Source organism: Micromonospora sp. NPDC000121 (assembly GCF_042899165.1).
Lineage (GTDB): Bacteria > Actinomycetota > Actinomycetes > Mycobacteriales > Micromonosporaceae > Micromonospora.
Genome location: NZ_JBIAZP010000011.1, coordinates 24,198 through 48,742, shown reverse-complemented (window position 1 = coordinate 48,742; position 24,545 = coordinate 24,198). Strand labels below are relative to the sequence as shown.

The 24,545-nt window shown below is 76.2% G+C and carries 25 protein-coding genes and 2 pseudogenes; 14 read left to right on the top strand and 13 right to left on the bottom strand.

Features of this window, described 5'->3' with window-relative positions; translation table 11 throughout:
• Positions 1 to 2: 2 nt before the first annotated feature.
• The 4 genes and pseudogenes from ACFY23_RS25920 to ACFY23_RS25905 form a co-directional block, all read right to left on the bottom strand.
• Positions 3 to 1,157 (bottom strand): annotated as a pseudogene (locus tag ACFY23_RS25920) (VWA domain-containing protein); the annotation flags it as partial.
• Positions 1,158 to 1,265: 108 nt separating this feature from the next.
• Positions 1,266 to 1,535: pseudogene (locus ACFY23_RS25915) on the bottom strand (VWA containing CoxE family protein); the annotation flags it as partial.
• Positions 1,532 to 2,938: a hypothetical protein gene (locus tag ACFY23_RS25910; RefSeq protein ID WP_350679216.1), complete on the bottom strand. Its 1,407-nt coding sequence runs from the start codon at positions 2,936 to 2,938 to the stop codon at positions 1,532 to 1,534. The gene ACFY23_RS25910 and the pseudogene ACFY23_RS25915, both read right to left, overlap by 4 nt.
• Positions 2,938 to 3,444: a hypothetical protein gene (locus tag ACFY23_RS25905; RefSeq protein ID WP_350679218.1), complete on the bottom strand. Its 507-nt coding sequence runs from the start codon at positions 3,442 to 3,444 to the stop codon at positions 2,938 to 2,940. Before ACFY23_RS25905 ends, ACFY23_RS25910 begins: the two co-directional genes overlap by 1 nt.
• 274 nt (positions 3,445 to 3,718) lie before the next feature.
• On the opposite strand from ACFY23_RS25905, the gene ACFY23_RS25900 reads away from it, so the two are divergent.
• Genes ACFY23_RS25900 through ACFY23_RS25890 form a run of 3 tightly spaced genes read left to right on the top strand, consistent with a single transcriptional unit; the run spans position 3,719 to position 5,251 of the window.
• Entirely contained in the window at positions 3,719 to 4,087 is a 369-nt protein-coding gene (locus ACFY23_RS25900) for a metalloregulator ArsR/SmtB family transcription factor (protein WP_350679220.1), read from the top strand.
• Between the two features lie 56 nt (positions 4,088 to 4,143).
• Positions 4,144 to 4,701 (top strand): NADAR family protein, encoded by a 558-nt coding sequence (locus ACFY23_RS25895; protein ID WP_350679222.1) that lies wholly within the window; start codon positions 4,144 to 4,146, stop codon positions 4,699 to 4,701.
• A gap of 37 nt (positions 4,702 to 4,738) precedes the next feature.
• Complete coding sequence (locus tag ACFY23_RS25890; protein ID WP_350679224.1) at positions 4,739 to 5,251, top strand: NUDIX domain-containing protein; 513 nt, start codon at positions 4,739 to 4,741, stop codon at positions 5,249 to 5,251.
• A 132-nt stretch (positions 5,252 to 5,383) separates the two neighbouring features.
• On the opposite strand, the gene ACFY23_RS25885 is transcribed toward ACFY23_RS25890, so the two are convergent.
• The 5 genes from ACFY23_RS25885 to ACFY23_RS25865 form a co-directional block, all read right to left on the bottom strand.
• Positions 5,384 to 5,923: an RNA 2'-phosphotransferase gene (locus tag ACFY23_RS25885; protein WP_350679226.1), complete on the bottom strand. Its 540-nt coding sequence runs from the start codon at positions 5,921 to 5,923 to the stop codon at positions 5,384 to 5,386.
• 61 nt (positions 5,924 to 5,984) lie between these two features.
• Positions 5,985 to 7,034, bottom strand: a complete 1,050-nt coding sequence (locus ACFY23_RS25880) for an aldo/keto reductase (RefSeq protein WP_350679228.1) — start codon at positions 7,032 to 7,034, stop codon at positions 5,985 to 5,987.
• A gap of 108 nt (positions 7,035 to 7,142) precedes the next feature.
• Positions 7,143 to 9,002, bottom strand: coding sequence for an ABC transporter ATP-binding protein (locus tag ACFY23_RS25875; RefSeq protein WP_350679294.1), 1,860 nt, complete (start codon positions 9,000 to 9,002; stop codon positions 7,143 to 7,145).
• Between the two features lie 370 nt (positions 9,003 to 9,372).
• Entirely contained in the window at positions 9,373 to 9,795 is a 423-nt protein-coding gene (locus ACFY23_RS25870; protein ID WP_350679230.1) for a RidA family protein, read from the bottom strand.
• Entirely contained in the window at positions 9,792 to 10,613 is an 822-nt protein-coding gene (locus ACFY23_RS25865) for an NAD(P)-dependent oxidoreductase (protein ID WP_350679232.1), read from the bottom strand. The genes ACFY23_RS25870 and ACFY23_RS25865 overlap by 4 nt, the downstream gene beginning before the upstream one ends.
• A 94-nt stretch (positions 10,614 to 10,707) precedes the next feature.
• Here ACFY23_RS25865 and ACFY23_RS25860 point away from each other — a divergent pair, with 94 nt between their 5' ends.
• From ACFY23_RS25860 to ACFY23_RS25835, 6 genes are all read left to right on the top strand, one after another.
• A complete protein-coding gene (locus ACFY23_RS25860) occupies positions 10,708 to 11,601 on the top strand; it encodes a LysR substrate-binding domain-containing protein (protein WP_350679234.1) in 894 nt (297 codons plus the stop codon).
• 51 nt (positions 11,602 to 11,652) lie between these two features.
• The gene (gene smpB / locus ACFY23_RS25855; protein ID WP_350679236.1) at positions 11,653 to 12,147 is read left to right on the top strand and encodes an SsrA-binding protein SmpB; all 495 of its coding nucleotides are present in this window, start codon (positions 11,653 to 11,655) and stop codon (positions 12,145 to 12,147) included.
• 236 nt (positions 12,148 to 12,383) lie between these two features.
• Entirely contained in the window at positions 12,384 to 12,809 is a 426-nt protein-coding gene (locus ACFY23_RS25850) for a TOBE domain-containing protein (protein ID WP_350679238.1), read from the top strand.
• 44 nt (positions 12,810 to 12,853) lie between these two features.
• Entirely contained in the window at positions 12,854 to 13,624 is a 771-nt protein-coding gene (gene modA, locus ACFY23_RS25845) for a molybdate ABC transporter substrate-binding protein (protein ID WP_350679296.1), read from the top strand.
• Positions 13,621 to 14,436 (top strand): ABC transporter permease, encoded by an 816-nt coding sequence (locus ACFY23_RS25840; RefSeq protein ID WP_350679240.1) that lies wholly within the window; start codon positions 13,621 to 13,623, stop codon positions 14,434 to 14,436. The genes modA and ACFY23_RS25840 overlap by 4 nt, the downstream gene beginning before the upstream one ends.
• Positions 14,433 to 15,497, top strand: coding sequence for an ABC transporter ATP-binding protein (locus ACFY23_RS25835; RefSeq protein ID WP_350819671.1), 1,065 nt, complete (start codon positions 14,433 to 14,435; stop codon positions 15,495 to 15,497). Before ACFY23_RS25840 ends, ACFY23_RS25835 begins: the two co-directional genes overlap by 4 nt.
• Positions 15,498 to 15,563: 66 nt before the next feature.
• Here the strand turns inward: ACFY23_RS25835 and ACFY23_RS25830 are convergent, their stop codons facing one another.
• On the bottom strand, positions 15,564 to 15,989 hold the full coding sequence (locus ACFY23_RS25830; RefSeq protein WP_350819669.1) for a type II toxin-antitoxin system Phd/YefM family antitoxin: 426 nt from the start codon (positions 15,987 to 15,989) through the stop codon (positions 15,564 to 15,566).
• Between the two features lie 165 nt (positions 15,990 to 16,154).
• Between ACFY23_RS25830 and ACFY23_RS25825 the strand changes: the two genes are divergently transcribed.
• Positions 16,155 to 16,940, top strand: a complete 786-nt coding sequence (locus ACFY23_RS25825; protein WP_350819667.1) for an RNA ligase family protein — start codon at positions 16,155 to 16,157, stop codon at positions 16,938 to 16,940.
• A 203-nt stretch (positions 16,941 to 17,143) separates the two neighbouring features.
• Positions 17,144 to 17,740, top strand: coding sequence for an ATP-dependent endonuclease (locus ACFY23_RS25820; RefSeq protein WP_350687035.1), 597 nt, complete (start codon positions 17,144 to 17,146; stop codon positions 17,738 to 17,740).
• On the opposite strand, the gene ACFY23_RS25815 is transcribed toward ACFY23_RS25820, so the two are convergent.
• A complete protein-coding gene (locus ACFY23_RS25815) occupies positions 17,711 to 18,286 on the bottom strand; it encodes a GNAT family protein (protein WP_350687036.1) in 576 nt (191 codons plus the stop codon). The two genes, ACFY23_RS25820 and ACFY23_RS25815, sit on opposite strands and share 30 nt — an antisense overlap.
• A gap of 78 nt (positions 18,287 to 18,364) precedes the next feature.
• On the opposite strand from ACFY23_RS25815, the gene ACFY23_RS25810 reads away from it, so the two are divergent.
• Genes ACFY23_RS25810 through ACFY23_RS25800 form a run of 3 tightly spaced genes read left to right on the top strand, consistent with a single transcriptional unit; the run spans position 18,365 to position 21,845 of the window.
• Positions 18,365 to 18,889, top strand: a complete 525-nt coding sequence (locus tag ACFY23_RS25810; RefSeq protein WP_350687037.1) for a PadR family transcriptional regulator — start codon at positions 18,365 to 18,367, stop codon at positions 18,887 to 18,889.
• Positions 18,886 to 19,566 carry an ABC transporter ATP-binding protein gene (locus ACFY23_RS25805; RefSeq protein ID WP_350687039.1) on the top strand — a complete coding sequence of 227 codons (681 nt, stop codon included), beginning with the start codon at positions 18,886 to 18,888 and terminating at the stop codon, positions 19,564 to 19,566. The genes ACFY23_RS25810 and ACFY23_RS25805 overlap by 4 nt, the downstream gene beginning before the upstream one ends.
• On the top strand, positions 19,563 to 21,845 hold the full coding sequence (locus tag ACFY23_RS25800) for an ABC transporter permease (RefSeq protein ID WP_350819666.1): 2,283 nt from the start codon (positions 19,563 to 19,565) through the stop codon (positions 21,843 to 21,845). Before ACFY23_RS25805 ends, ACFY23_RS25800 begins: the two co-directional genes overlap by 4 nt.
• A gap of 26 nt (positions 21,846 to 21,871) precedes the next feature.
• On the opposite strand, the gene ACFY23_RS25795 is transcribed toward ACFY23_RS25800, so the two are convergent.
• Both ACFY23_RS25795 and ACFY23_RS25790 read right to left on the bottom strand, forming a co-directional pair.
• Positions 21,872 to 23,080, bottom strand: coding sequence for a (Fe-S)-binding protein (locus ACFY23_RS25795; RefSeq protein WP_350819665.1), 1,209 nt, complete (start codon positions 23,078 to 23,080; stop codon positions 21,872 to 21,874).
• The gene (locus tag ACFY23_RS25790; RefSeq protein ID WP_350819663.1) at positions 23,077 to 24,462 is read right to left on the bottom strand and encodes an FAD-linked oxidase C-terminal domain-containing protein; all 1,386 of its coding nucleotides are present in this window, start codon (positions 24,460 to 24,462) and stop codon (positions 23,077 to 23,079) included. Before ACFY23_RS25790 ends, ACFY23_RS25795 begins: the two co-directional genes overlap by 4 nt.
• Positions 24,463 to 24,545 lie beyond the last annotated feature (83 nt).

The window sequence follows — 24,545 nt, the reverse complement described above, 5'->3', positions numbered from 1 at the left end:
TCCTAGGTGAGGAAGCTCTTGAGTTCGAAGACGAGTTTGCGGATGTGGCCGGAGATCACCGGCGTGCCCAGGTCCTTGAAGCGTTGCCGGAACCAGGGGTTGACGCTCTGCTGGCCCGAGCTGTTGACCGAGCCGACCGGGATGAACCGCACCCCGGAGCGGTGCACCGCCTCGATGCCGTCGAACAGCGGCTGGGATCGGCCGAACTCGTAGAAGTCCGAGATCCACACCATGACCGTGTTCTTCGGTTCGACGATCTTGGGGCGGGCCATCGCCATCGCGACTGGGCCGTCGTTGCCGCCGCCCAGGTTGGTGCGCAGCAGCACCTCGAACGGGTCGTGCACCCACGGCGTCAGGTCCAGCGCCCGCGTGTCGTACGCGATGAGGTGCACGTCCACCTTGGGCAGCCCGGCGAAGATCGACGCGAGGATGGTGCAGTTGACCATCGAGTCGACCATGGAGCCCGACTGGTCCACCACCACGATCAGCCGGGCCGGCGTGACCCGGCGGGCCGTCTGACGGTAGTAGAGCCGGTCGACGTAGAGGCGCTCGTCCTCCGGGCTCCAGTTGGTCAGGTTCTGCCAGATGGTGCGGTCGAGGTCGAGGTTGCGGTACACGCGCTTCGGCGGCACCGACCGGTCGACGACGCCGACGCTGGTCTGCGCGACCTGCGTACGCAGCACCTCCGCGACCTCGTCGACGAACCGGCGGATGAGCGCCTTGGCGTTGGCCAGGGCGACGCCGGAGAGGTTGGCCTTGTCCCGCAGCAGTTGCTCGATCAGCGACATGCTCGGCGTCAGCCGGCTGGCCAGCGCCGGGTCGGCCAGCACCTCCCGCAGGTGCATCCGCCGGACCAGGTCACCCTCCAGGCCGGCGAGCACCCCGCCCAGACCGTCGGCGCCGCCGTGGCGGCGCAGCTCCCCGGGCTCCAGGCCGAGCGCCTGCTCGAACCAGCCCGCGTCGGACTGCCACCGGGCCAGTTGACCGGCGTCGACCGCCCCCTGGCCGGTGGCGAACACGTTGAGCAGCAGCTTCGACACCAGGGCGGCGCGGCGTACCTCCGTGGCACCCGGCGCGGTCGCCGGCCCGGCACCGCCCGACCCCGCATCGCCCGGTCCGGTGCCGGCACCGGACCCGGCGTCGGTGTCCGACCCGACGTTCGCGTCCGACCCGGTGCCGGCGCCCGACCCCACGTCGATACCGGTGTCGGAGTCGGAGCCGGCGTCCGTCGTGGTGGCGGGGCCGGGCGGGGTGGGCCCACCGCCCGGCGTGTGGCCCGGGCCCGCGTCCTGTCCCGGTTGGAGCAGGCCGCGCAGCTCGGCGGCGAGTTCCGGGAAGCGCTGGACGACGGTGTCGACCGACACCGCCGGATCCAGCAGCGCGGCGGGCAGGCCGAGGTCGTCGACGACCGCCATGCTGGCCGACTCCAGGGCGGGCTGCTCGTCGGGGTCGAAGAGCCGGGCGAGCAGGCGCCAGTAGAGAACCTGACGTCGGTTGGCGTCGGCGTGTTCGGCGGGGGCGAGGGAGTCGGTCATCGGCGCAGCAACCGTCCCGCGCGCTCGCGCAGCACCGCCACGGCGTCGCCCGCCTTCGCCTCGGCCTTGGCGACCTTCGGGTCGGTCACCCCGCACGCCCAGTCGCCGGTGTGCGCGTCGACCGGCTTGCGCTTGACGGTGGCCTGCACCGCCAGCGGCTGGAGCAGCCACCGTCCGTCGTCCCACCGGACCAGGCCGAGACACGCCGAGGAGGCCGCGACCAGGCCGGGCGTGAGCGGGCCGCAGGAGGGCAGCCGGTCGACCGCGACGGCGAGCGGGTGGCCGTCCAGGTCGACGGTGAGCGAGCCGTCGTCGTCGCGCACGGTGTAGCCCTCCAGCAGGACGGGCTCGGCGATCCCGACCGGGTGCCGGTCCAGTGGCGCCGACGCCGCCGCGACCGCCGTGGGCAGCAGGACCCGCGCGGTGGCGAACGGGTCGGCTGCCTCGCCGAGCCGCGCCCGGTCGTCGTGCCAGATCAGGTCGGCGCCGCGCAGCGGCAGGCCGGTGACCGTCACGCCTCGCCGTTCGGCCAGCGCGGCCAACAGCACGGGGTGGGCGTCCAGCAGACGCCAGAGCGCCGGCCCGACGATCGTCTCCACCTTGACCGCGCCGACGGCGGTGCAAACCAGCCGGGGTGCCCCACCGTCGGACGGTTCGAGGATCCCGTGCAGCTGTGCCTGCACGGCGGTGTCGTGCTCGTGCACGTCGACACCGAGCACGAGGAGCCGCCCGGACACCTCCTCCACGGCCGGTGGGGCGGTCACGGCCGCCGCGTCCTGGGCGAGCAACAGGCCCCGGGCCCACAGGTCGGCCCAGCGCCGGACCGGCGGATGCGTCATCGTGGCGACCGGCGCGCAGGCCCGCAGCTCGGCGGCCAGGCCGTCGAGCAGCACGCCCAGCCGACGCAGGCCCGGCTCGGCGAGCGCGGCCTCGATCGGGGTCGCGGCCGCGGCGACGAGCTCGTGGTCGACGCCGCCCCAGCCCGCGAGCGCCAGCTCGTGCAGCCACGCGCGGACGCCGGCGAGCGGCGGCGGCGCGTCGGCCGCAGGCTCGGGCGGGCCCGGGGCCCAGGGGGCCCGCGCCCGGCCCAGAGCGGTGTCGAACTGCCCGAGCAGCGCGTCGTGAGCCGCGCCGAGCAGCGCGCACCGGGCACCGGCGAGGGCGACGAGGTGGTCCTCGGTCACCGAACCGGCGGTCACCTTGCCGACCGCCTCGGTCACCAGGTCGCCGAGCGGGGTGGGGGCGAGCGCCGCGGCCAGCGCGGCCAGCGCCGCCGCGTCCTCCTCGTTGACCCGGGCGAACCCGCGGACCAGGGCGCCGTCGAGGCCGGCGACGAGGTCGAGGGCGTCGGTGAGACCGGTCGGGGCACCGTCGCGCAGGACGGCGAACTGCGTGCCGAGCATCAGCGGCCCGCCCCGGTGGCCGGAAACCAGTGCAGCTCGGGCAGGGGGGCCGTGCTGCCGGGGAGTTCCAGGTAGGACAGGTGGCGCAGGAATCGGCTGAACACGACCGCGGCGGGGGTCGGCTCGTGCCGCGCGTCCAGCGCGGCGATCACGTCCGCGCCGCTGCTCGCGCCGTCACCGACCTCGACCCGCAGGTAGCGGGCGACCCGGTCGACGCCGTACTGGAGGACGGCCTCGTCCACGAGGGCGTGCAGGTGCTTGCACAGGACACCGCGGAGCCCTCCGCAGGGGCGGTTGTTGTTGGTGCTGCAGTGGTAGGCGTGGGTGCCGGACGCGATCGACGACACGTAGACCCGGTCGACGTCCGATCCGCTGGACACCACGCCCTGCAACCGCCCGTCGGCCAGCTCCACGAAGGGCACCTTCGCCAACTTGCGGGTCCGTGCGGGCGGCACCACCCGCAGGGTGCTGCGCCGTCTCCACGCGGCCTGTTCCGCGTCCGCCACTGTCCGAACCTCCCGTCCGCCGCCGCGCGGCGCCGCCGTGACCACGCCGACGCCGGATGGGCCCGGCGTCGCCGTCACGACGAGGATCATGGACCACGGGTGCGACATCGTGGCCCGGGGGCCGGCGATCCGAGGGGGGCGGCCACCGCCGGGGCGGCGCCACGGATGGCCGCGGCCAGGCGGCCCGGGACGTACGACCTGGCGTCGCGTCCCCGACACCGGCCCGCGTTCATCAGATCTCGCCTAATTAAGTTGAAGTTGATATAAATGACCGGTGCACGCCTTCGATGTGCTCGGCGACCCGGTGCGGCGCCGCATCCTCGAACTGCTCACCGACGGTGAGATGACCGCCGGCGGGCTGTGCGACGTGATCCGGCGCGAGTTCGGGATCTCCCAGCCCGCCGTCTCGCAGCACCTGAAGGTGCTGCGGGACAACGGCTTCGCCACCGTGCGCGCGCAGGGGACCCGGCGGCTCTACGCCGTCGACCCCCGACCCCTCCGGGAGATCGACCAGTGGCTCGACCACTTCCGTCGGTTCTGGACCCCACCCCTGCACGCCCTCGCGACCGAGCTCGCCCGGGGCATGCGCGAACGGCGGCTGCGCGGGCGACCCGGCGACGCGACCACCGACGACGACCGCTGAGGCGCCGCCGGAAAACGTGCGGCGTTCTGTCGGAGCCGTCGGGCAGACTCTCCGGCATGTCGCCGCGATCCGTCGCCGACCTCGTCGCCGCCGCGCAGGCCGGCGAGAGGCTCCGCTTCCTGCACTTCTGGGGCCACCGGCCGCGACGCGACGGCGTCGGTCCCGGCTGCCTGAGCCAGTGGTGGCCAGCCCCGTTCCGTGGCGGCGGCCGGACGTATGCCACCGCCGAACACTGGATGATGTGGCACAAGGCGACGCTGTTCGGCGACGCGGACGTCGCCGCCCAGATCCTGGCGGCCGGGCACCCGCACCGCGCCAAGTCGCTCGGCCGCCGGGTGCGCGGTTTCGACGAGGCGACCTGGGCGGCCCGGCGCTACGACATCGTGGTGGCCGGCAGCGTCGCCAAGTTCGGCCAGCACGACGACCTGCGGGCGTTCCTGCTGGCCACCGGCGAGCGGGTGCTCGTGGAGGCCAGCCCGGTGGACCGCGTCTGGGGCATCGGGCTGGCCGCGGACGATCCGCGCGCCGAGGATCCGCGGGCGTGGCAGGGCGCGAACCTGCTCGGTTTCGCCCTGATGGACGCCCGCGACGCCCTCCGCGCGGGCGGTCCGTGACCGCCGCCCGCGAGCGGGGCGGGTAACGTGCTGCGGCATGACGGCCGCCGCGTACTCCCACTGCTCCTTCTGCGGCGTGGCCTACCCGGCGGCGGCCGGGTGGCCGCGGGTCTGCGCGGCCTGCGGCGAGACCGTCTGGCGCAACCCGCTGCCCGTCGCGGTGGCGGTGCTGCCGGTCCGCACGGAGGCGGGCCTCGGCGTGGTCGTCGTCCGCCGGGACATCGAGCCGGCGCGCGGCCTGCTCGCGCTGCCGGGCGGCTTCATCGAGTACGGCGAGGAGTGGCAGGACGCCCTGGTCCGGGAGCTGTGGGAGGAGACCGGCCTGCGCGCCGACGCCGCCGACGCCCGCCTCTTCGCGGTGCACAGCGCCCCGGCCGGCGGCACGATGATGGTCTTCGGGGAGCTGCCCGAGCAGCGGGCCGAGGCGCTGCCGCCCTCGGCGCCCACCGAGGAGGCCACCGAGTGGCTGGTGCTCACCGAGCCGACGGAGTTGGCCTTCTCCACCCACACCCGGGTGCTAGCCGACTTCCTCGCCGAGCGGGCGGCCTGACTCCGCCGCCGCACAGCCCGAGCCGGGCCGATCCGGCTCAGGGTGGAGCGGTGGGATACCAGGCCTGACCGGTGGGCGAGGAGACGTCGCCGCACCGGCTCAGCCGGCTCGGTCGGGTCGGGACGTGGCCGGTCAGACCGCCAGGTAGCGGGCGGGCACCGCGTCGGTGAGCCAGACCCCGTTGGCGCTGCGGTAGAAGGCGTGCCCGTCGCGGGCCATCGCCGCCGCGTCCACCGTCAGGATCACCACGTCTCCCCGCCGGCGGGCGCCCACCTGCCGGGCCGTCACCACGTCCGGTGACAGGTGGACGTGGTGCCGACCGCCCCGGTGCAGGCCGGTCGCCCGGATGGAGTCGAGGGCGACGCTGCTGGTGCCGTGGTAGAGCCGCGCCGGCGGCGGGCACGGCGTGAGCCCCAGGTCGACCGGGATGGAGTGCCCCTGGTTGGCCCGGATCCGCTCGACGCCGTCGGGGCCGCGCTCGACGGCGAAACGCTGCTTGTCGTTGCCGGCGACGACGGCGTCGAGGTCGGCGCGGTCGATCCGCAGTGCGGTGAGCAGATCGTCGACCGGTACCCAGCCGGCCAGGTCCGGCACGAGGCCGAACCGGCCGGGCTGGTGCCGCAGCGCCAGGGACATCCGCTTGCTCAGCCCCACCATCGCCCGATGATCCACCCCCGGAGTCTGCCTCCCCGAGCATGATCCGCGCCAGGCGATTAGGCGGGCCTGCCGGCGGTCAGGCGGCGGGCCGGTCGGCGGCCGGGCGGCGACGACGGGCCGGGTCGGTGAGCGCCGGCGGGCGCCAGACGCCGTCCGGGGCGTACAGGTCGGTGCCGGGTGGAACGATCTCGTCGATCCGGTCGAGCGTGGCGTCGTCGAGCGTCAGCGCGGTGCCGGCGAGCAGCCCGTCGAGTTGCCCCATCGTCCGCGGCCCGAGGATCGCCGAGGTGACCCCGGGGTGGGCCACGGTGAACGCCACGGCCAGCTCCGGCAGCGAGCAGCCGACGTCCCCGGCCAGCTCGACCAGCCGCTCGACCGCCTGGTACTTGGCGGCGTTGCCGGGGATCGACGGGTCGAACCGCGCCGGAGTGAGCGCGGGGCGGCCGGTGGCCAGGTCGACGGGGCGGCCGTGGCGGTAGCGGCCGGACAGGAAGCCCGAGGCGAGCGGGCTCCAGACGAGCACCCCCATGCCGTACCGCTGACAGACCGGGAGCACGTCGGCCTCGACGCCCCGGGCCAGGATCGAGTACGGCGGCTGCTCGGTGCGGAACCGGCCGAGGCCGCGCCGCTCGGCCACGTGCTGCGCCTCGACGATCTCCTCGGCCGGGAACGTCGAGCAGCCGAACGCCCGGATCTTGCCGGCCCGGACGAGGTCGCTCAGGACGCCGAGGGTCTCCTCGGTGTCGGTGGTGTGGTCGGGGCGGTGCACCTGGTAGAGGTCGATCCAGTCGGTGTCGAGCCGGCGGAGGCTGTCCTCGACGGCCCGCAGGATCCAGCGTCGGGAGTTGCCGCCCCGGTTGCGCCCCTCCCCCATCGGGAAGTGCACCTTCGTGGCGAGCACGACGTCGTCCCGGCGGCCCCGCAGCGCCCGGCCGACGATGCGTTCGCTCTCGCCGGCCGAGTACATGTCGGCGGTGTCGACCAGGTTGACGCCGCGGTCGAGGGCGGCGTGGATGATCCGGACGCAGTCGTCGTGGTCGGGGTTGCCGACCGCGCCGAACATCATCGTGCCGAGGGCGTGGACGCTCACCTCGATGCCGGTGCCGCCCAGGACGCGGTAACGCATGTCGTGCTCCTCGTGTCGCCGCGCCCGGCGTGGGTGCGCCGGGCGTCCGGGTCACGCTAGGAATTCGAGTGCGCTGGAAGTCAACACGGCCACGGGCCGGGTGGCCGGTCAACGGGGCAGGGCGTCGTCGGTCGCCGGCAAGCGGGCGAGGTAGCCGCTGGCCTGTAGGTCGAACAGCTCCCGGTAGAGGCCGTCGGCCGACATCAGCTCGTCGTGGGTGCCCTGCTGGACGAGCCGGCCCTGCTCCATCACGAAGATCTGGTCGGCGTGCCGGACGTTGGCCAGCCGGTGGGTGATCAGCACGACGGCCCGGTCGGGACGGCGACGCAGGTGCTGGAAGAGCGCGTGCTCGGCCCGCGCGTCCAGGGCGGCCGACGGCTCGTCGCAGATCAACAGGGCGGCGTCCCGGTAGAGGCCACGGGCGGCGACGAGCCGCTGCCACTGCCCGCCGGAGAGGTCCTGGCCGTCCTTGAACTCGCGGTCGAGCAGGGTGTCGTACCCGAAGGGCAGGCCCGTGATCATGTCGTGCGCGGCTGCCGCCCGGGCGGCGTCCTGCACGCTGGGCCCCGGCCGCTCGGGCCCCCGGTCGTGCCGGCCGACGCGGATGTTCTGCCGGGCGGTGAACGGGAACTTCCACCAGTCCTGCGTCATCACCGCCACGTGCCCGCCCGTGGCCCGCGGATCCAGCTCGCGGGCGTCCACGCCGTCCCACCGCACGGCGCCGCCCGTGGGCCGGTAGAGCCCGGCGATGAGCTTGGCCAGGGTCGTCTTGCCGGAGCCGTTCTCGCCGACCAGGGCGACCACCTGGCCGCGCCGCACGGTGAGGCTGACCTCGTCGACGGCCGGCCGCTCGGTGTCCGGGTAGCGCAGGCTGACGCGGTCCAGCTCGACCTCGTCGAACCCGTCCACGGCCCGCCCGCCCCCGGCCGGTACGCGCGCCCCGGCCCGGTCCAGGAAGTCGCGGTAGTCCTGGTAGTAGAGGGCGTCCTCGTAGAGCGAGTTGGTGGCGAGGACCGCGACGTTGAGGCTGGTGCGGGCGGACTGGAGGGCGAACAGGGCGGTCGCGGCGGCGGCGAGCGCGACCATGCCGTTCAGCAGCAGCGCGGCGAGGACCGCGTAGACGCCGAAGGTGGCGAGGCCGGCGACGGTCGCGCCGGCCACCCGGGTGGTGGTCTGCGCGCGGACCAGCCGCAGGTGGGCGCGGGTCTCGACCGCCATCATGGCGCGGTACTCCGCGAGCAGGAAGTCGCGCATCTGGTAGGCCCGGACCTCGGCCGCGGTGTGCCGGTTGGCCATCAGCCGGGCCAGCATCCACATCCGTCGCCGCCGGGTGATCCGAGCGAGCATGGCCAGGTACTGCCGGCGGGCGATCCGGACGGCGGTGGCCGCCTGCGGCACCGCCGCGAGCAGCAGGCAGGGCAGCAGCACCGGCTGGATCACCGTCACCGCCACCGCGGTGGCGAGCATCCCCACCACCCCGGTGACCAGGTTGACGGTGTGGTCGACGATGTAGGCCGCCTCGCCCATGCCCCGGTCCCGGGCCCGGTCCATCTCCTCCGCGAAGCCGGCGTCGTCGAACGCGGCCAGGTCGACCGCCGTGGTGGCCTCGAAGAGCCGCAGCTCCACCTCGTAGTTGATCTGCGGGGTCAGCCGGGCCTGCGCCCAGCCGGCCGCGATCGTCAACCCGCCCCGGGCCGCGACGGCCGCCGCCGCCACGGCCAGCGCCGGCAGCGCGGCGCGGACCCGGTCCGGGGTGGGCCCGGCGGTGAACAGCTCGCGCAGGACGCCGGTGGTGGCGAGCAGCCCGAACGTGGTCATCACCCCGGCGGCGACGTTCAGGCCGATGGAGGCGACGGTGTCCCGGCGGCTGGTCGCCCAGGCCAGCGCGATCGCCTCCCGGACCAGCCGGGGCAGCCGGCGGGCGACCGCCCAGAAGCTGGTGTGGGCGAACTCCCGCGCGTGGTGCATCCACTCCGCGTCCTCCAGCTCGGGCAGCAGCGTGGTGGCGGAGGCGTCGTCGGGGTGGTCGTCCTCCCCGGACGGCTGGCGCTGGCGGGTCACCGACTCCACGGACGCTCCTTCGGCGGGCTCACCGGACGTCCCCGCCGGGCGGGGTGGCCGTGACGCGTCCGACCGGCGAGGACCGCCCGAGACTACTGGCTGCGATCGCGCGACGTCTCCCCGTGTTCGGCGTGTCGAACGAGCGTACTAACGGCGTGTCGCGCCGTCGGCCCACACGGCCGCTGGGCTGATCCGGCGAGCCGCCCGACGGTCGACCCGGGGCGCCCCGCGACCACCCACGCCGGCCCGGCCACCGGATGCGCCCCGCCCGCGTGGGTCAGGCCGTGACGCCCGGGCCGGTGACGGCGGCGGTGACCTCCACCTCGATCAGCGCGCCCGGCAGGAAGAGACGGTTCACCTCCACCGTCGTGCTGGCGGGCGGAGGCGTGGCGGTGAAGAGCCGGCGCCGGACCGAGGCGTACCCGGGCAGGTCGCCGAGGTCGGTCATGAACGTCCGGATGTGCAGCACGTCCGCCAGCCCCGCGCCGTGGGCCGACAGCACGCCGCTGACGATCTCGAAGATCCGTTCGGACTGCGCGACGATGTCGCCGGGGCCGACGAGGTGGCCGGCGTCGTCGACGGCGACCTGGCCGGCGAGGACGAGCAGGGCGCCGCCGGGCAGGTCGAGGCGGGCCACGTGGGCGAACCGGTCGCCGAACGGCGCGGCCACGGTCGGCGGGTTGTCGAGGGTGAGGTTCACGAGCGCTCCAGGCTGACGAGGGTGGCGATGTCGGCGGTCGGGTCGGGGGCGGCGTCGAGCACGGCGCGGGTCGCCCGGACCAACGGGGCGGCGGTGGCGTCGAGCGCGGCGCGGGCCAGGTCGAGGTCCTTGCCGGCGAGGGCGACCGGGAAGTCGGCGTCGCGGGCGGCGGCCCGCCCGAGCACGCCGCCGAGCGGGCCGCCGGCCAGCGCGTCGAGGGCGGTGGCGGGGTCGACGCCGACGGCGCGGGCGACCGCGAGGGTGTCGGCCAGCCCGCCGAGGGCCACGAGCAGTGCCGTGTTGAGCACGAGCTTCAGCGCGGCCCCGCTGCCGGTGCCGCCGCAGTGGCGTACGGCGCCGAGCGTCGCCAGGACGGGGGCGACCCGGGCGACGGCGGCGTCGGTGCCGCCCGCGAGCACCCGCAGCCGGCCGGCGCGGGCGGCGGCCACGCTCCCGCCCACCGGGGCGTCGACGAGGTCGACGGCGGCGGGCAGCCGCGCCGCGAGGTCGTGGACGGCGGCCGGGCCGATGGTGGACATCTCGACCAGGCAGGCGCCCGGCGGCAGGGCCGAACCGGCTCCGACCGGACCGAACAGCACCGTCTCGACGGCGGCGGCGTCGGTGAGCATCGTGATGGCGACCTCGGCGTCGCGGGCGGCCTCGGCCGGCGTCCGGGCCACGCCCGCGCCGGCCCGACCGAGCGGGGCGACGCGGGCGGCGGTGCGGTTCCACACCGTCACCTGGTGGCCGGCGTCGAGCAGGCGCAGGGCGATCGACGCGCCCATCCGCCCGGCGCCGAGTACGGCGATCTTCGTCATGCACCGAACCGTAGGCAGGGCACTGCCATGCGACCAGCGAATCTTCCCTATGGCTGCCATGCGGCTGCCGCATGGCTCCGCGTACGCTCGCGGGATGCAACCGCTGGCCCTGGAGGTGTTCCGGACGGTGGCCCGGCACGGCTCGATCACGGCCGCCGCCCGCGAGCTGCGCTACACGCAGTCGGCGGTCTCCCGGCAGATCGCCGCGCTGGAGGCCGACCTCGGGGTGGTGCTGTTCGACCGCCTTCCGCGCGGCGTCGCGCTGACCGAGCCGGGGCGGTGCCTGCTGCCGCACGCCGACGCGGTGCTGGAACGGCTGGCGACCGCGCACCGGGACCTCGACGCGCTGCGCGGGCTGGGCGGCGGCCGGCTGCGGGTGGGCGCGTTCCCGACCGCGATGGCGGCCCTCGTGCCGCGCGCGCTGGCCGGGTTCCGCGGCGCGCATCCGCGGGTGGCCCTGTCGGTGGTGGAGGGGCGGACGCCGGACCTGCTGGAGCGGCTGCTCGCCGGCGACGCCGACGTCGCCGTGGTGAGCGCGCCACCCGACCGTCCGCTGGACGCCGGGCGCTTCGACCTGCACCACCTGCTCGACGAGCGCCTGTTGGTCGCGGTCGCCCGGGACCACCGGCTGGCCCGGCGCCGCACGGTACGCCTGGCGGAGCTGACCGACGACCCGTTCGTCGCCGGGTCGCCCGGCGGCGAGGACCCGTTGATGCGCGCCACCATGCCGCCCGGCTTCCGGCCCCGGGTGGACATCGTCGCCGCCGACTGGACCGGCAAGCTGGGCTGCGTGGCGGCCGGTCTCGGGGTCGCGCTGGTGCCGGCGCTGGCGATCCGGGCCGCCCCGGCCGACCTGGCCCTGCTGCGCCTGCACGCCGACGACGCGCCGGCCCGCCGGGTGTACGCGGCCACCGCCGCCGGGCGGCACCACCCGCCCGCGGTCGCCCGCCTGCTCGCCGGCCTGGCCGAGGAGGCCCGCCGGCTCTGAACGGAGCACCGGCCCGTCGCCCGGGGGCGTCGGGCGGATATCCTCCGCAAGGTGAACGCGGGCCGGCAGACCGAGCGCACGCTGATCGCCTCGAACAAGAAGGCGCGGCACGACTACACGATCCTGAAGACCTACGAGGCGGGCATCGTGCTGGCCGGCACGGAGGTCAAGTCGCTGCGCGAGGGCCGGGCGTCGCTGGTCGACGCGTTCGCCCAGGAACACGACGGCGAGCTCATGCTGCACGGCCTGCACATCGCCGAGTACGGCTTCGGCAGCTGGACCAACCACGCGCCCCGGCGGACCCGCAAGCTGCTGCTGCGCCGGGTGGAGATCGCCCGGATCCTGGAGAAGACCCGCGAGGGCGGGCTGACCCTGGTGCCGCTGTCGATGTACTTCGCGGGCGGCTGGGCGAAGGTGGAACTCGCCCTGGCCAAGGGCCGGAAGTCGTACGACAAGCGGCAGGTGCTGGCCCAGCGGGACGCCGACCGGGAGATCGCCCGCGAGTTGGGCCGCCGCCTCAAGGGCCGCACCGCGCGGCGGGGCTGACCGTCGAGCGCTCCCCCGTCAGCGGGGACCCTGGGAAGGCGGAGCGGCCGGCGGCCGGATCGGGGGCCGGCAGGCGGCCGTGGCAGCGCGGGTCCGGCCTGCCCACCGGCAGCCGGGGGATCGTCCAGTCCAGCGCCGTCTCCCGTGAACGCCAGGGATGACTTCCCGGAGGTACGGCAACCGCGAGGCAGGAGGGGGCCTGCGCCTCGCATCTGCCGGGCGGCTAGGGTGGGCCGGTGACGACGTTCCGCATCGGCGAGGCGGCCGAGCTGCTCGGGGTCAGCGCCGACACCGTGCGCCGGTGGGTGGACGCCGGCCGGCTCGCCGCCGGCCGCGACGAACACGGGCACCGGGTGATCGACGGGGTCGACCTCGCCGCGTTCGCGCGCGGGCAGGCCGCCGACCCCGACGAGCGGTCGGACTCCTCCTCGGCCCGCAACCGGCTGCGCGGCATCGTGGTCAACGTCGTCAAGGACACGGTCATGGCGCAGGTCGACATCCAGGCCGGGCCGTTCCGGATCGTCTCGTTGATGAGCCGGGAGGCCGTCGACGAGCTCGACCTGCGGGTCGGCTCGCTGGCGGTCGCGGTGATCAAGTCGACCACGGTGGTGGTGGAACGGGCCACCACCCCGGCCGGCAGCCGAGGGAGGCAGGCATCGTGACGGCGGCTCCCCGGCCCCGGCCCGGACGCCCGGGCCGGCGCTGGCTGCGTACGGTGGCGGCGGTGCTCGCCCTCGCGGGCCTGGCGGGCTGCGGCGGCGGGGGCTCGGCCGCCGGCGGGCCGGCCGGCGGCGCGGGCGTCGGCGGCACGGTGACGGTGTTCGCCGCCGCCTCGCTGACCGAGTCGTTCACCCGGCTCGGTCGGGACTTCGAGGCGGCCCACCCGGGCACCACCGTGGTCTTCAACTTCGCCGGCAGCTCGGCGCTGGCCGCCCAGGTCAACCAGGGCGCGCCGGCCGACGTGTTCGCCTCGGCGGCGAACCGGAACATGGCCACGGTCACCGAGGCCGGCAACGCCGACGGCGACCCGGTCGTCTTCGCCCGCAACCAGCTCGTCGTCGCCGTGCCGAAGGGCAACCCGCGCGGCGTCACCGGGCTGGCCGACCTGACCCGCCCCGGGCTGACCGTCGCGCTCTGCGCCGAGCAGGTGCCCTGCGGCGCGGCGGCGCGGACGGCACTCGACGCCGCCTCGGTCAGCCTCACCCCGGTCACGCTCGAACAGGACGTCCGGGGCGCGCTGTCGAAGGTGCGCCTCGGGGAGGTCGACGCGGCCCTCGTCTACCGCACGGACGCGCTGGCCGCCGCGGCCGAGGTGATGGCCGTCGAGTTCCCCGAGTCGGCCCGCGCCGTCAACGACTACCCGATCGTGGCGCTGCGGGACGCGCCCAACCCCGACGGCGGGCGGGCCTTCGTCGCGTACGTCCGGTCCGAGCGGGGGCGGGCGGTGCTCGCCGGGGCCGGGTTCCAGGCGCCGTGAGGCGTACCGACCGCGTGCGGCGACGGCGGCGGGGCGCCGGGGTGCCGGTCGCGCTGCTGCTGCCGGCCGTGCTCGGCCTGGTGTTCCTCGTCCTGCCGCTGGTCGGGCTGCTGGCCCGTACGCCGTGGGCGACCCTGCCGCAGCGGCTCACCGCGCCGGGCGTGCTCACCGCGCTGCGGCTGTCCCTGCTGACCGCCACCCTCGCCACCCTGCTCTGCCTGCTGCTCGGGGTGCCGCTGGCGTGGCTGCTGGCCCGCGTCGAGTTCCCCGGCCGCCGCCTGGTACGCGCCCTCGTGACCGTGCCGCTGGTGCTGCCGCCCGTCGTCGGCGGGGTGGCGCTGCTGCTGGTCTTCGGCCGACGGGGCCTGCTCGGCGGCTGGCTGGACGCGACCTTCGGGATCACCCTGCCGTTCACCACCACCGGCGTCGTGCTGGCCGAGGCGTTCGTCGCGATGCCGTTCCTCGTCATCGCCGTCGAGGGCGCGCTGCGGGGCGCGGACCGCCGGTACGAGGAGGCGGCGGCGACCCTCGGCGCCGGCCGGTGGACGACGTTCACCCACGTCACCCTGCCCCTGGTGGCCCCCGGCCTGGCCGCCGGCGCGGTGCTGTGCTGGGCCCGGGCGCTCGGCGAGTTCGGCGCCACCATCACCTTCGCGGGCAACTATCCCGGCCGGACGCAGACCATGCCGCTGGCGGTCTACCTGGCGCTGGAGACGGACGTCCAGGCCGCCGTGGTGCTCAGCCTCGTCCTGCTCACGGTCTCCGTGGCCATCCTGGCCGGGCTGCGCGACCGCTGGATCACCAGCCCGTGAGCGCGCCCCTGCTCGACGCCCACCTCGTCGTGGACCGGGGCGGGTTCCGCCTCGACGTGCCGCTGCGGGTCGCCGCCGGCGAGGTCGTCGCGCTGCTCGGCCCCAACGGCGCGGGCAAGACCACTGCCCTGCGGGCCCTCGCGGGCCTGCTCCCGCTGACCGCCGGCCACCTCACCCTCGACGGCGTCGACCTGGACCGGCCGGCGCGGCGCGCCTGGACGCCGACGGAACGCCGACCGGTCGGCGTGGTGTTCCAGGACTACCTGCTCTTCCCGCACCTCACGGCCCTGGACAACGTGGCGTTCGGGCCGCGGCGGCACGGCGCCGACCGGCGCGCCGCCCGGGAGACCGCCCGCGCCTGGCTGGACCGGGTCGGCCTGGCCGAGCACGCCCACCGCCGGCCCCGGCAACTCTCCGGCGGGCAGGCGCAGCGGGTGGCTCTGGCCCGCGCGCTCGCCGTCGCGCCGGCGCTGCTGCTGCTCGACGAGCCGCTCGCCGCGCTCGACGCGCGCACCAGGCTGGACACCCGGGCCGAGCTGCACCGGCACCTCGCCGCACACCCGGGGGCCACCCTGCTGGTGACCCACGATCCGCTGGACGCCCTGGTGCTGGCCGACCGGCTGGTGATCGTCGAGGAGGGACGGGTGGTGCAGGAGGGGGACGCCGCGACGGTGACCGCCCGGCCCCGCACCGACTACGTGGCCCGGCTGGTCGGGCTGAACCTGCACCGGGGGCGCGCGGACGGGCACCACGTCCGGGTCGCCGACGCGCTGACCCTCACCGTCGCCGACCGGCTCGACGGGGAGGCGTTCGTCGCCTTCCGGCCGTCGGCGGTGGCCCTGCACCCGTCCCGGCCGGAGGGCAGCCCGCGCAACACCTGGGCGGCGACGGTGGTCGGAGTGCAGCGGCACGGAGACAACCTGCGGGTGCGGCTCGGCGGGCCGGTCGAGGTGGCGGCGGACGTCACCCCGGCCGCCGCCGCCCAGCTCCGGCTGGCTCCGGGGCAGCCGGTCTGGGCCGCCGTCAAGGCGGCGGAGACCCACGCGTACCCCGCCGTCTGACGACGCCGGCGGAACGCGGCGCCGCCGCGGTTCGTGGTGCCGCCGCGGTTCGTGGTGCCGCCGCGGTCAGGGCGCGGGGTCGGCGGCCAGCAGGTCGGCGTGGGCGGCGCGCAGCCGGGCGAGCTCGGGATCGCTGCCCGGCCTGACGCGGCGGTCGAGCTCGGCCCACGCCTCGGCGAGGGCGGCGGTGACCGCGCGCAGCTCGGCGGAGTGCCGCCGGCTGCTGCGCCGGTGCGCCTCGTCGAGCCGGCGGGCCCAGCCGGCGGTCACGGCGGCGAGGCGGTCCGCGTCGGCGCGGGCCTGGGCGGCGGTGCGGGCGGCGGCGGCCGGCACGATCGCGGCGACCGGTCGGGGGTCGCCGTCGCGGGTGACGACGGTGACGGCGTCGGTCAGCTCGGCCAGCGCGACGAGCTGGGTGAACCGGGTGCGCGCCTCGCGCAGCGGCACCGAACGCGGCTGGTCGGCGTGCGGGGTGAGAGCGGGGACAGCCATGGATGGATGGTCGCCGCCGGGTACGACATTTCCGCCCGTCGACGGTCCAGGATGGACGCGTCGGGGCGGAAATTGCCGCGAGGCGACCCGCCGAGGGCGGTTACGCTGCCCGCCCAGCGCCGCGCCGCAGCCCGGTGCGGCGGACCTGCCACCCAGGAGGATGCCGTGTCCAGCCTCGACGTCCGGACGGTCGACCTGCGGGCGATCAACTCGCTGACCAAGTACCCGTCGATCCCGACCTACCACGCCCTCGACCCCCGCGACGGCGGGCTGCTGGCGGAGTGCGTCGAGTTCGCCGGGCCGGTCACCCTCACCGAGAAGATCGACGGGACGAACGCCCGGGTCGTCGTGCTGCCCGACGGCGCGTACCTGATCGGAAGCCGGGAGGAGCTGCTGTACGCGCGGGGCGACCTGATCGGCAACCCGGCGCTCGGCATCGTCGACGCGCTGCGCGACGTGGCCGAGCGGCTGACCGGCGCGGCGGCCGACGACCGGGTCACGGTCTTCTACCTCGAGGTGTACGGCGGCAAGGTGACCGCCGCCTCCCGGCACTACACGGCCAGCCGGCAGGTCGGGCACCGGCTGTTCGACGTGGCCGTGCTGGACGACCCCGCACCGATGCTCTCCTGGCCGGCCCAGCGGATCTCGGCCTGGCGCGACGGCGGCGGCCAGCGCTTCCTCGGCGAGACCGACCTCGTCGCGCGGGCCGACGCGCTGGGCCTGGCGACCGTGCCCCGCCTGGCCACCGTCGCCGCGGGGGACCTGCCGCGCGAGATCGACAAGACCCACACGTTCCTCGTGGACCACCTGCCGAGGACCACGGTGGCCCTCGACGGGCCGGCCGGCCGGTCCGAGGGGCTCGTGCTCCGCGCGGCGGATCGCTCGGTCATCGCCAAGGCGCGGTTCCAGGACTACGAGCGCACGCTGAAGCGCCGCGGGGGCCGGCGCTGACCCCCTGGCGGCGGCGCGCCCGGTGCGCGCCGCCGCCAGGTCCTCCGGGCGTCGCCCCGATCTCGCCGGGCGTCGGCCCGCGGCCGCACCGGATCCCGCCGCAACTCGCTTGCGCCGGTGGGCGCGCCGGGCCAGGATCCCCTGACGGACCGGGCCGGGCGCGCCGGAACGCGGATCCGGCGGGGCGACGAGCAGGAGACGGGATGACGACCGTGCGGAGCATCCACGAGCTGACGGCCGGGATCGACGCGCGGGCCGTGGTGCTCGTCGAGGGGACGAGCGACCGGGTCGCGCTGGAGACCCTCGCCGCCCGGCGGGGCCGGGACCTCGACGCCGACGGCGTACGGGTGGTGTCGATGGGCGGCGCGACGAACATCGGCCACTTCCTCGACCTGTTCGGCCCGGCCGGACGCGGGCTGCGGCTGGCGGGCCTCTACGACGACGCCGAGGAGGGCTTCTTCCGGCGAGGGCTGGAACGGTGCGGCCTGGGCGACGGCCTGTCCCGGTCCGACCTGGCGGCCCTGGGTTTCCACGCCTGCGTGGCCGACCTGGAGGACGAGCTGATCCGCGCCCTCGGCGCCGCCGGGGTGCGGGAGGTCATCGCCGCCGAGGGGGAGCTGCGCACGTTCCAGCTGTTCCAGCGGCAGCCGGCCCAGCAGGGACGCGCCGTCGAGGCGCAGTTGCGCCGGTTCCTCGGCACCCGGGCCGGCCGCAAGAGCGCGTACGCGAAGCTGCTGGTGCGAGCGCTGGAGCCGGACCGGATGCCCCGCTCACTCGACGCGGTGCTCGCCCACGTCTGACCGGCGGGCCCGCCACTCGGGCGCCAGCACGGACCACACCTGGAGGTCGATGCGCCCGTCCGGGCCGGGATAGACCTCGCGCAGCGTCCCGTCGTGGCGCATGCCCAGCCGCTTGGCGGTGGCGATGCTGCGGGTGTTGCGGGCGTTGGTGCGCCACTCGATCCGGTGGATGCCCCGCTCCTCGACGGCCCAGTCGACGATCCGCTCGACGGCCCGGCTGACCAGGCCGTGGCCCTCGGCGGCGGGCTCCAGCCAGCACCCCGCCTCGCAGACGCCCGTCACCGTGTCAAGCGAGACGAACAGGACCCCGCCCACCAGGGTGCCCTGCCGCCAGAGGCCCCAGATGCCGCCGGTGCCGCGCGCCCACCGGTCCGCGTGACGCTGAAGCACGGCCCGGGCGGAGTCGAGGTCGGTGGCCACGAACGACGGCGACACCCAGGGCGCGATGTGCGCGCGGGCCCGGTCCAGATGGGCGAGGAACTCCTCGGCCCGCCAGGGCTCGAGGGGACGCATCTCGACGTCCTCGGTCAGGGACAGGGCGAACACGTGACCTCCCGTGCGACGGTTGCCGCCACAATCTACCGCTATACACCTGGCGTATACGCGGTGTGTATAGTGCCCGTCGTGTCGATCGGACAGACCTTCCTCGGCCTCCTGGAGGCCAGCCCCCGCCACGGCTACGACATCAAGCGCCTCTACGACGAGCGCTTCGGCCACGCCCGCCCGCTCGCGTACGGGCAGGTCTACGCCACCCTCTCCCGTCTGCTGCGCAGCGGCCTGGTCGAGGTGGACGCGGTCGAGCCCGGCGAGGGCCCCGAGCGCAAGCGGTACGCCATCACCGAAGCCGGCGTCACCGACGTGGGGCAGTGGCTGGCGCGGGCGGAGAAACCCGAGCCGTACCTGCAGAGCACCCTCTACACCAAGGTGGTGCTGGCCCTGCTGACCGGCCGCTCCGCCGCCGACCTGCTCGACGTGCAGCGCGGCGAGCACCTGCGGATGATGCGCGAGCTGACCCGCCGCAAGCGCGACGGCGACCTCGCCGAGCAGTTGATCTGCGACCACGCCCTGTTCCACCTGGAGGCGGACCTGCGCTGGCTGGAGTTGACCGCCGCCCGCCTCGACGACCTCGCCGCGGCGGTCCGGTCGTGACCGCCCCGCTGCTGGTCGCCGAGGACCTGCACCGCTCGTTCGGCCCGACCCGGGCGCTCGCCGGCGCCAGCCTGCGGGTCCACCAGGGCGAGGTGCTCGCCGTGATGGGCTCGTCGGGCTCCGGCAAGTCGACCCTGCTGCACTGCCTCGCCGGCATCGTCCGGCCCGACTCCGGCCGGGTGTCCTTCGCCGGCCGCGACCTGGCGGCGCTCACCGACGCCGCGCGCAGCGCGCTGCGCCGGGAGGCGTTCGGCTTCGTCTTCCAGTTCGGCCAGCTCGTGCCGGAACTGACCTGCCTGGAGAACGTGGCGCTGCCGCTGCGACTGGACCGGGTCGGCCGCCGCGAGGCGGAGCGCCGGGCCGCCGAGTGGCTGGACCGCCTGGAGGTCGCCGAGGTGGCCGGAAAGCGGCCCGGCGAGGTCTCGGGCGGGCAGGGGCAGCGGGTGGCGGTCGCCCGGGCGCTGGTCACCCGTCCCCGGGTGGTGTTCGCCGACGAGCCGACCGGCGCGCTGGACTCGCTCAACGGCGAACGGGTGATGCGGCTGCTCACCGGCGCCGCCCGGGAGACCGGCGCGGCGGTGGTGCTGGTGACGCACGAGGCGCGGGTCGCCGCGTACTCCGATCGGGAGGTGGTGGTGCGCGACGGCCGCACCCGCGACCTGGAGGTCGTGGCGTGAGGCGGCTGCGTCACGGCGCCGCCGACCTGGCCATGGGCGCCCGGATGGTGCCGGCCGGCGGCCGGGACGGCTGGCTGCGCACGGTGCTGACGGCGTTCGGCGTGGGGGTCGGGGTGGCGATGCTGCTGCTCGCCGCCGCGGTGCCGGGCGCGCTGGACGCCCGCGAGGCGCGCGGCGACGCCCGCGACGACCTGCGGAGGGGCGAGCAGCTCCCGGCCGCCGCGAACACCCTGCTGCTCCGGCACGCCGACACCGCGTTCCGTGGGCAGCCCGTCCGGGGCCGGATGGTGCAGGCCGAGGGGCCGGCCGCACCGGCGCCGCCGGGGGTGGCGACGCTGCCCCGCACGGGCGAGGTCGTGGTCTCCCCCGCGCTGCGCGACCTGCTCGACTCCGCCGACGGCGCGCTGTTCGCGCCCCGGCTGGGCGGGGCGCGGGTCACCGGGATCATCGGCGACGAGGGCCTGGCCGGCCCCCGGGAGCTGGCCTTCTACCTGGGCAGCGACCGGCTGAGCGTGGAGGACGGCGCGACCCGGCTGGACGCGTTCGGCGGCGGGCTGCCCGGCGAGCCCTTCGGCCCGGTGCTGATGGTGCTGGTGGTCGTCATCTTCGTCGTCCTGCTGCTGCCCATCGCCGTCTTCCTCGGCGCGGCGGTGCGGTTCGGCGGCGAACGCCGCGACCGGCGGCTGGCCGCGCTGCGGCTGGTGGGCGCGGACGCCGCGATGGTCCGACGGATCGCCGCCGGGGAGGCGGCCGCCGCCGCACTGCTCGGCGTCGCGGTCGGCGGCGCGCTCTTCGCGCTCGGCCGCCAGGTGGTGCCGCTGGTCACCCTGATGGACCTCAGCGTGTACGCCGCGGACGTGCGACCGCCGCTGCCCCTGGTCGCCGCCGTCGTGGTGGCGGTGCCGGCGCTCGCCGTCGTGGTGACCCAGGTGGCCATGCGCACCGTGCTGGTCGAGCCGCTCGGGGTGACCCGGCGGGCGACGCCGGTACGCCGCCGGCTGGCGTGGCGGCTGCTGCTGCCGGCCGCCGGGCTCGGGCTGCTGCTGCCCGGCGCCGCCGGTGTCGCGCCGCCGGGCGCCGAGCGGCAGACGGCGGCCGGCGCGATGCTGCTGCTGATCGGCGTGGTCACCCTGCTGCCCTGGCTGACGGATCTGCTGGTACGCCGGCTGCGCGGCGGTCCCGTGCCGTGGCAGCTCGCGGTGCGCCGCATCCAGCTCGACAGCGCCGCCTCGGCGCGCCTGGTCAACGGCATCGCGGTCGCGGTGGCGGGCACCATCGGGCTGCAGATGCTCTTCGCCGGCGTCTCCGGCCGGTTCACCGTCGACACCGGGCAGGACACCACCCGGGCCCAGGTCCTGGTGGAGTTCCCCGCCCGCCCCGACGCCACCGCGGCGCTCGACCGGCTGGCCGCCGCACCCGGGGTGACCGGCAGCAACGCCACCCTGCGGACCGTCGTCGGGGCCGTCGAGGGCGGCACGTTGGTCGACCTGCGAGTCGGCGACTGCGCCGCGCTGGCCGAGTTCGCCCGGCTCGACCGGTGCGCCGACGGCGACGTCTTCCTGGTCCGCGACGCCACCGCGCCGCAGGCGGACATCCGGCCGGGCGCCACCGTCACGGTGCCGGACGTCGGAGGGTCGGCGTGGCAGGTTCCCCGGGACGCCCGGGAGGCGCCGATCCGCCCCGACCCCGTCGGCCACGCGCAGACCAGCGTGCTGGCCACCCCCGGCGCGGTCGACGCCGCCCGGCTGGGCCCGCTGCGCGCGGACGCGTACCTGCGGCTCGCGGCCGACCGGCCGGACGCGCTGGAGCACGTCCGCAACGTCGCCGCCGGGGCCGACCCGTTCGCCTCGGTGCTCACCCTCACCGGGACCACGCGGACCGCACAGTTCGTCAACGTCCAACGCGGTCTCTACGTCGGCGCGGCGGTCGCCCTGCTGCTGATCGGGGCCAGCATGCTGGTCGGCGTGCTGGAGCAGCTGCGGGAACGCCGCCGGCTGCTGGCGATGCTGGTCGCGATGGGCACCCGGCGCGGCACGTTGAGCTGGTCGGTGCTGTGGCAGACGACCGTGCCCGTGGTGATCGGGCTCGCCCTGGCGGTGGTCTTCGGGCTGGCGCTCGGCGCGGTGCTGCTGCGGATGGTGCAGGCGCCGGTCACGGTCGCCTGGCCGGCGGTCGGCCTCTCCACCGGGCTCGGCGCGGCGGTGGTGCTGCTGGTCACCGGGCTCAGCCTGCCGGCGCTGTGGCGGCTGACCCGGCCCGACGGCATCCGCACCGAGTGAGGCCGCGAGCCGGCGTCCCGACCCGCTCAGTCGGGTCGGGACGCCGGCTCGACGCGGGTGAGCAGCTCGGCCAGGTGCACGGCCCGCACGGCGGACCGGCGCCGGCGCAGCCCGGTGCGCAACTGCCGCAGGCAGCCCGGGTTGACCGCCACCACCAGGTCGACCCCGGCGGCCTCGATCTCGTCGAGCTTCGCGTCCAGGATCCGCCGCGACTCCTTCGGCCGCAGCAGGGAGTAGGTGCCGGCGGCGCCGCAGCAGGTGGCCGCCGAGGGCAACTCCACGTAGTCGGCGACCTGGCGCAGCAGCGCCCGCGGCTCGGCGAAGACGCCGAGGCCGTTGCGCAGGTGGCAGGAGTCCTGGAGGGCGACCCGGGCGCGTCGGCCGGCCACCCGCAGCTCCGCGCCGGCGGGCCGCTCGGCGAGCCAGGTGGACAGCTCGCGCACCCGGTCCCGGCCCAGCACCGAGGCGAGGTGCGCGGCGCAGCCGCCGGAGGTGGTCACGATCGTGCCCGGCAGGTCCTCGCCGAGGCGCTCGGCCAGCCGCTCGCCGCCGGCCAGGTCGCCGTTGTGCGCGTGCAGCGCGCCGCAGCAGCCCTGCGCGGTGGGAACGGCCAGCCCCGGGTCGAGGGCCCGGGCGGCCCGGCTGACCGCCGGGAACAGGCCCCGCTCGACGCAGCCCAGCATCAGGTGCGCACCCGGCCCGCCGGCGACGTCGGGACCGCCGGCCGCCCCCGCCGTCGGCGTCCCGGCGGCGGCGGGCGCGTCAGTGACCGACCCGGCCGGCGCGGCGGGCGGATCGGCGGGCGCGGCAGCCGGCGTGGCGGGCGGGGACGGCGGTGGGGTGGCGGCCGGGCCGCGGGCGGCGCCGCGGACCAGGCCGAGCAGCCGCAGCACCCACCGCTGCTCGACCAGCAGCATCAGCGCACGGGCCACCAGCGGCCGGCGCGGGCCACGCCACTGGTGCACCCGCCACTGCTCCAGCAGGCTGCCGTACTCCACTCCGGCCGGGCAGACCGGTTCGCAGGCGCGGCAGCCCAGGCAGAACGAGGACTGCTCGGCGAGCGTGTCGTCGTCCGGGGGCAGGGTGCCGTCCTGCAGCGCCCGCATCAGCGTGATCCGCCCGCGCGGCGACGACGCCTCGTCGCCGGTCATCGCGTACGTGGGGCAGGCCGGCAGGCAGAATCCGCAGGAGATGCAGCGGGACAACTGCTCCGGGTTGAATACGTCGCCGGTCACGAGCCCAGCTTTCCGGGGTTGAGGACGCCCGCCGGGTCGAAGGCGGACTTGATCCGGCGCAGCAGGGCGAGCTGGTCGTCGCCGAGCCGGGCGGCGAGGAACGGCAGTTTCGCCGCCCCCACCCCGTGCTCGCCGGTGATGGTGCCGCCGAGGTCGAGGGCGGCGGCGAAGACGTCGGCGAAGGCCGCCTCGGCCCGGCGTACCGCGTCGTGGTCCTCGGCGGAGTCGAGGACGCAGGTGGGGTGCAGGTTGCCGTCCCCGGCGTGGCCGAAGGTGGCGATGGCGACGTCGTGCCGGACGGCGATCGCGTCGATCCGGTCGACCATCTCGGCGATGCGGGGCCGGGGCACGGTGGCGTCCTCCAGGATCGTCACCCCGCCCCGGCGGGACAGCGCCGGCAGCGCGCAGCGGCGGGCGGCCAGCAGCGCCTCGGCCTGGGCGACCTCGCGGGCGGTGGTGACCTCCACCGCGCCGGCGTCCGCGCAGGCCGCGCCGATCCGGTCGAGGTGGGCGGCGACCAGGTCCGGCGGGCCGTCGTCGCCGAAGAGGAGCAGCGCCCCCGCGTCGGCGCGCAGCCCCAGGTGGGCGAAGTCCTCCACCGCCGTGATGCAGGCCCGGTCGAGGAACTCCAGCGTCGCCGGCACCACGCCGGCCCGGATCACCCGGGCGACGGCCTCCCCCGCCTCGGCGAGCGTCGGGAAGTACGCCACCCCGGTGTTGGTCGACGCGGGCGCGGGCAGCAGCGCCACGGTCGCCTCGGTGATCACCGCGAGGGTGCCCTCGGAGCCGGTGAGCAGCCGGGTCAGGTCGTAGCCGGCGACGTCCTTCCACAGCCGGCCGCCGGTGCGGATCACCTCGCCGGTGGGCAGCACCGCCTCCAGGCCCAGCACGTAGTTGCGGGTCACCCCGTACTTCAGCCCGCGCAGCCCGCCGGCGCAGGTGGCGATGGTGCCGCCCACGGTGGCGACGGTGCGGCTGCCCGGGTCGGGCGCCCAGAGCAGGCCGCGCGCCGCGGCGGCGTCGGCCAGCGCGGCGCTGGTCACGCCGGGTTGCACCCGGGCCAGCAGCTCGTCGGCGCTGACCTCCAGGATCGCGTTCAGCCGGGTCAGGACCAGCACGATCCCGCCGTGCAGCGGCACGGTCGCGGCGCACAGGTTGGAGCCCGCGCCACGCGGCACCACCGGCACCCCGTGCCGGGTGGCCAGGGCCAGCACGGCCGCGACCTCGGCGGTGTCGGCGGGGAACACCACGGCGTCGGGGCGGTGCGAGAAGAGCGGGGTCGCGTCCCGGGCGTACGCCACGAGGTCGCCGGCCGCGTCGTGCACGTGGGACGGGCCGACGATGCCACGCAGCTCGGCGAGGACGGTCGCGGACAGCGCCATGGGCAGGCCCCTCCCGGCGCGCCGCTCGCGCCCGTAGATTTCTGCCGATCCGGGCTCAGCGGCCGGCGAGAGTTTTCAACGAT

What these genes read in the sequence shown, in the direction of transcription:
- ACFY23_RS25910 (WP_350679216.1), bottom strand. Translation starts at nt 2,938, where the DNA reads ATGCTCGGCACGCAGTTCGCCGTCCTGCGCGACGGTGCCCCGACCGGT.
- ACFY23_RS25895 (WP_350679222.1), top strand. Translation starts at nt 4,144, where the DNA reads ATGTCGCCGCGATCCGTCGCCGACCTCGTCGCCGCCGCGCAGGCCGGC.
- ACFY23_RS25890 (WP_350679224.1), top strand. Translation starts at nt 4,739, where the DNA reads ATGACGGCCGCCGCGTACTCCCACTGCTCCTTCTGCGGCGTGGCCTAC.
- ACFY23_RS25880 (WP_350679228.1), bottom strand. Translation starts at nt 7,034, where the DNA reads ATGCGTTACCGCGTCCTGGGCGGCACCGGCATCGAGGTGAGCGTCCAC.
- ACFY23_RS25875 (WP_350679294.1), bottom strand. Translation starts at nt 9,002, where the DNA reads ATGCACCACGCGCGGGAGTTCGCCCACACCAGCTTCTGGGCGGTCGCC.
- ACFY23_RS25865 (WP_350679232.1), bottom strand. Translation starts at nt 10,613, where the DNA reads ATGACGAAGATCGCCGTACTCGGCGCCGGGCGGATGGGCGCGTCGATC.
- ACFY23_RS25860 (WP_350679234.1), top strand. Translation starts at nt 10,708, where the DNA reads ATGCAACCGCTGGCCCTGGAGGTGTTCCGGACGGTGGCCCGGCACGGC.
- ACFY23_RS25830 (WP_350819669.1), bottom strand. Translation starts at nt 15,989, where the DNA reads ATGGCTGTCCCCGCTCTCACCCCGCACGCCGACCAGCCGCGTTCGGTG.
- ACFY23_RS25820 (WP_350687035.1), top strand. Translation starts at nt 17,144, where the DNA reads ATGACGACCGTGCGGAGCATCCACGAGCTGACGGCCGGGATCGACGCG.
- ACFY23_RS25790 (WP_350819663.1), bottom strand. Translation starts at nt 24,462, where the DNA reads ATGGCGCTGTCCGCGACCGTCCTCGCCGAGCTGCGTGGCATCGTCGGC.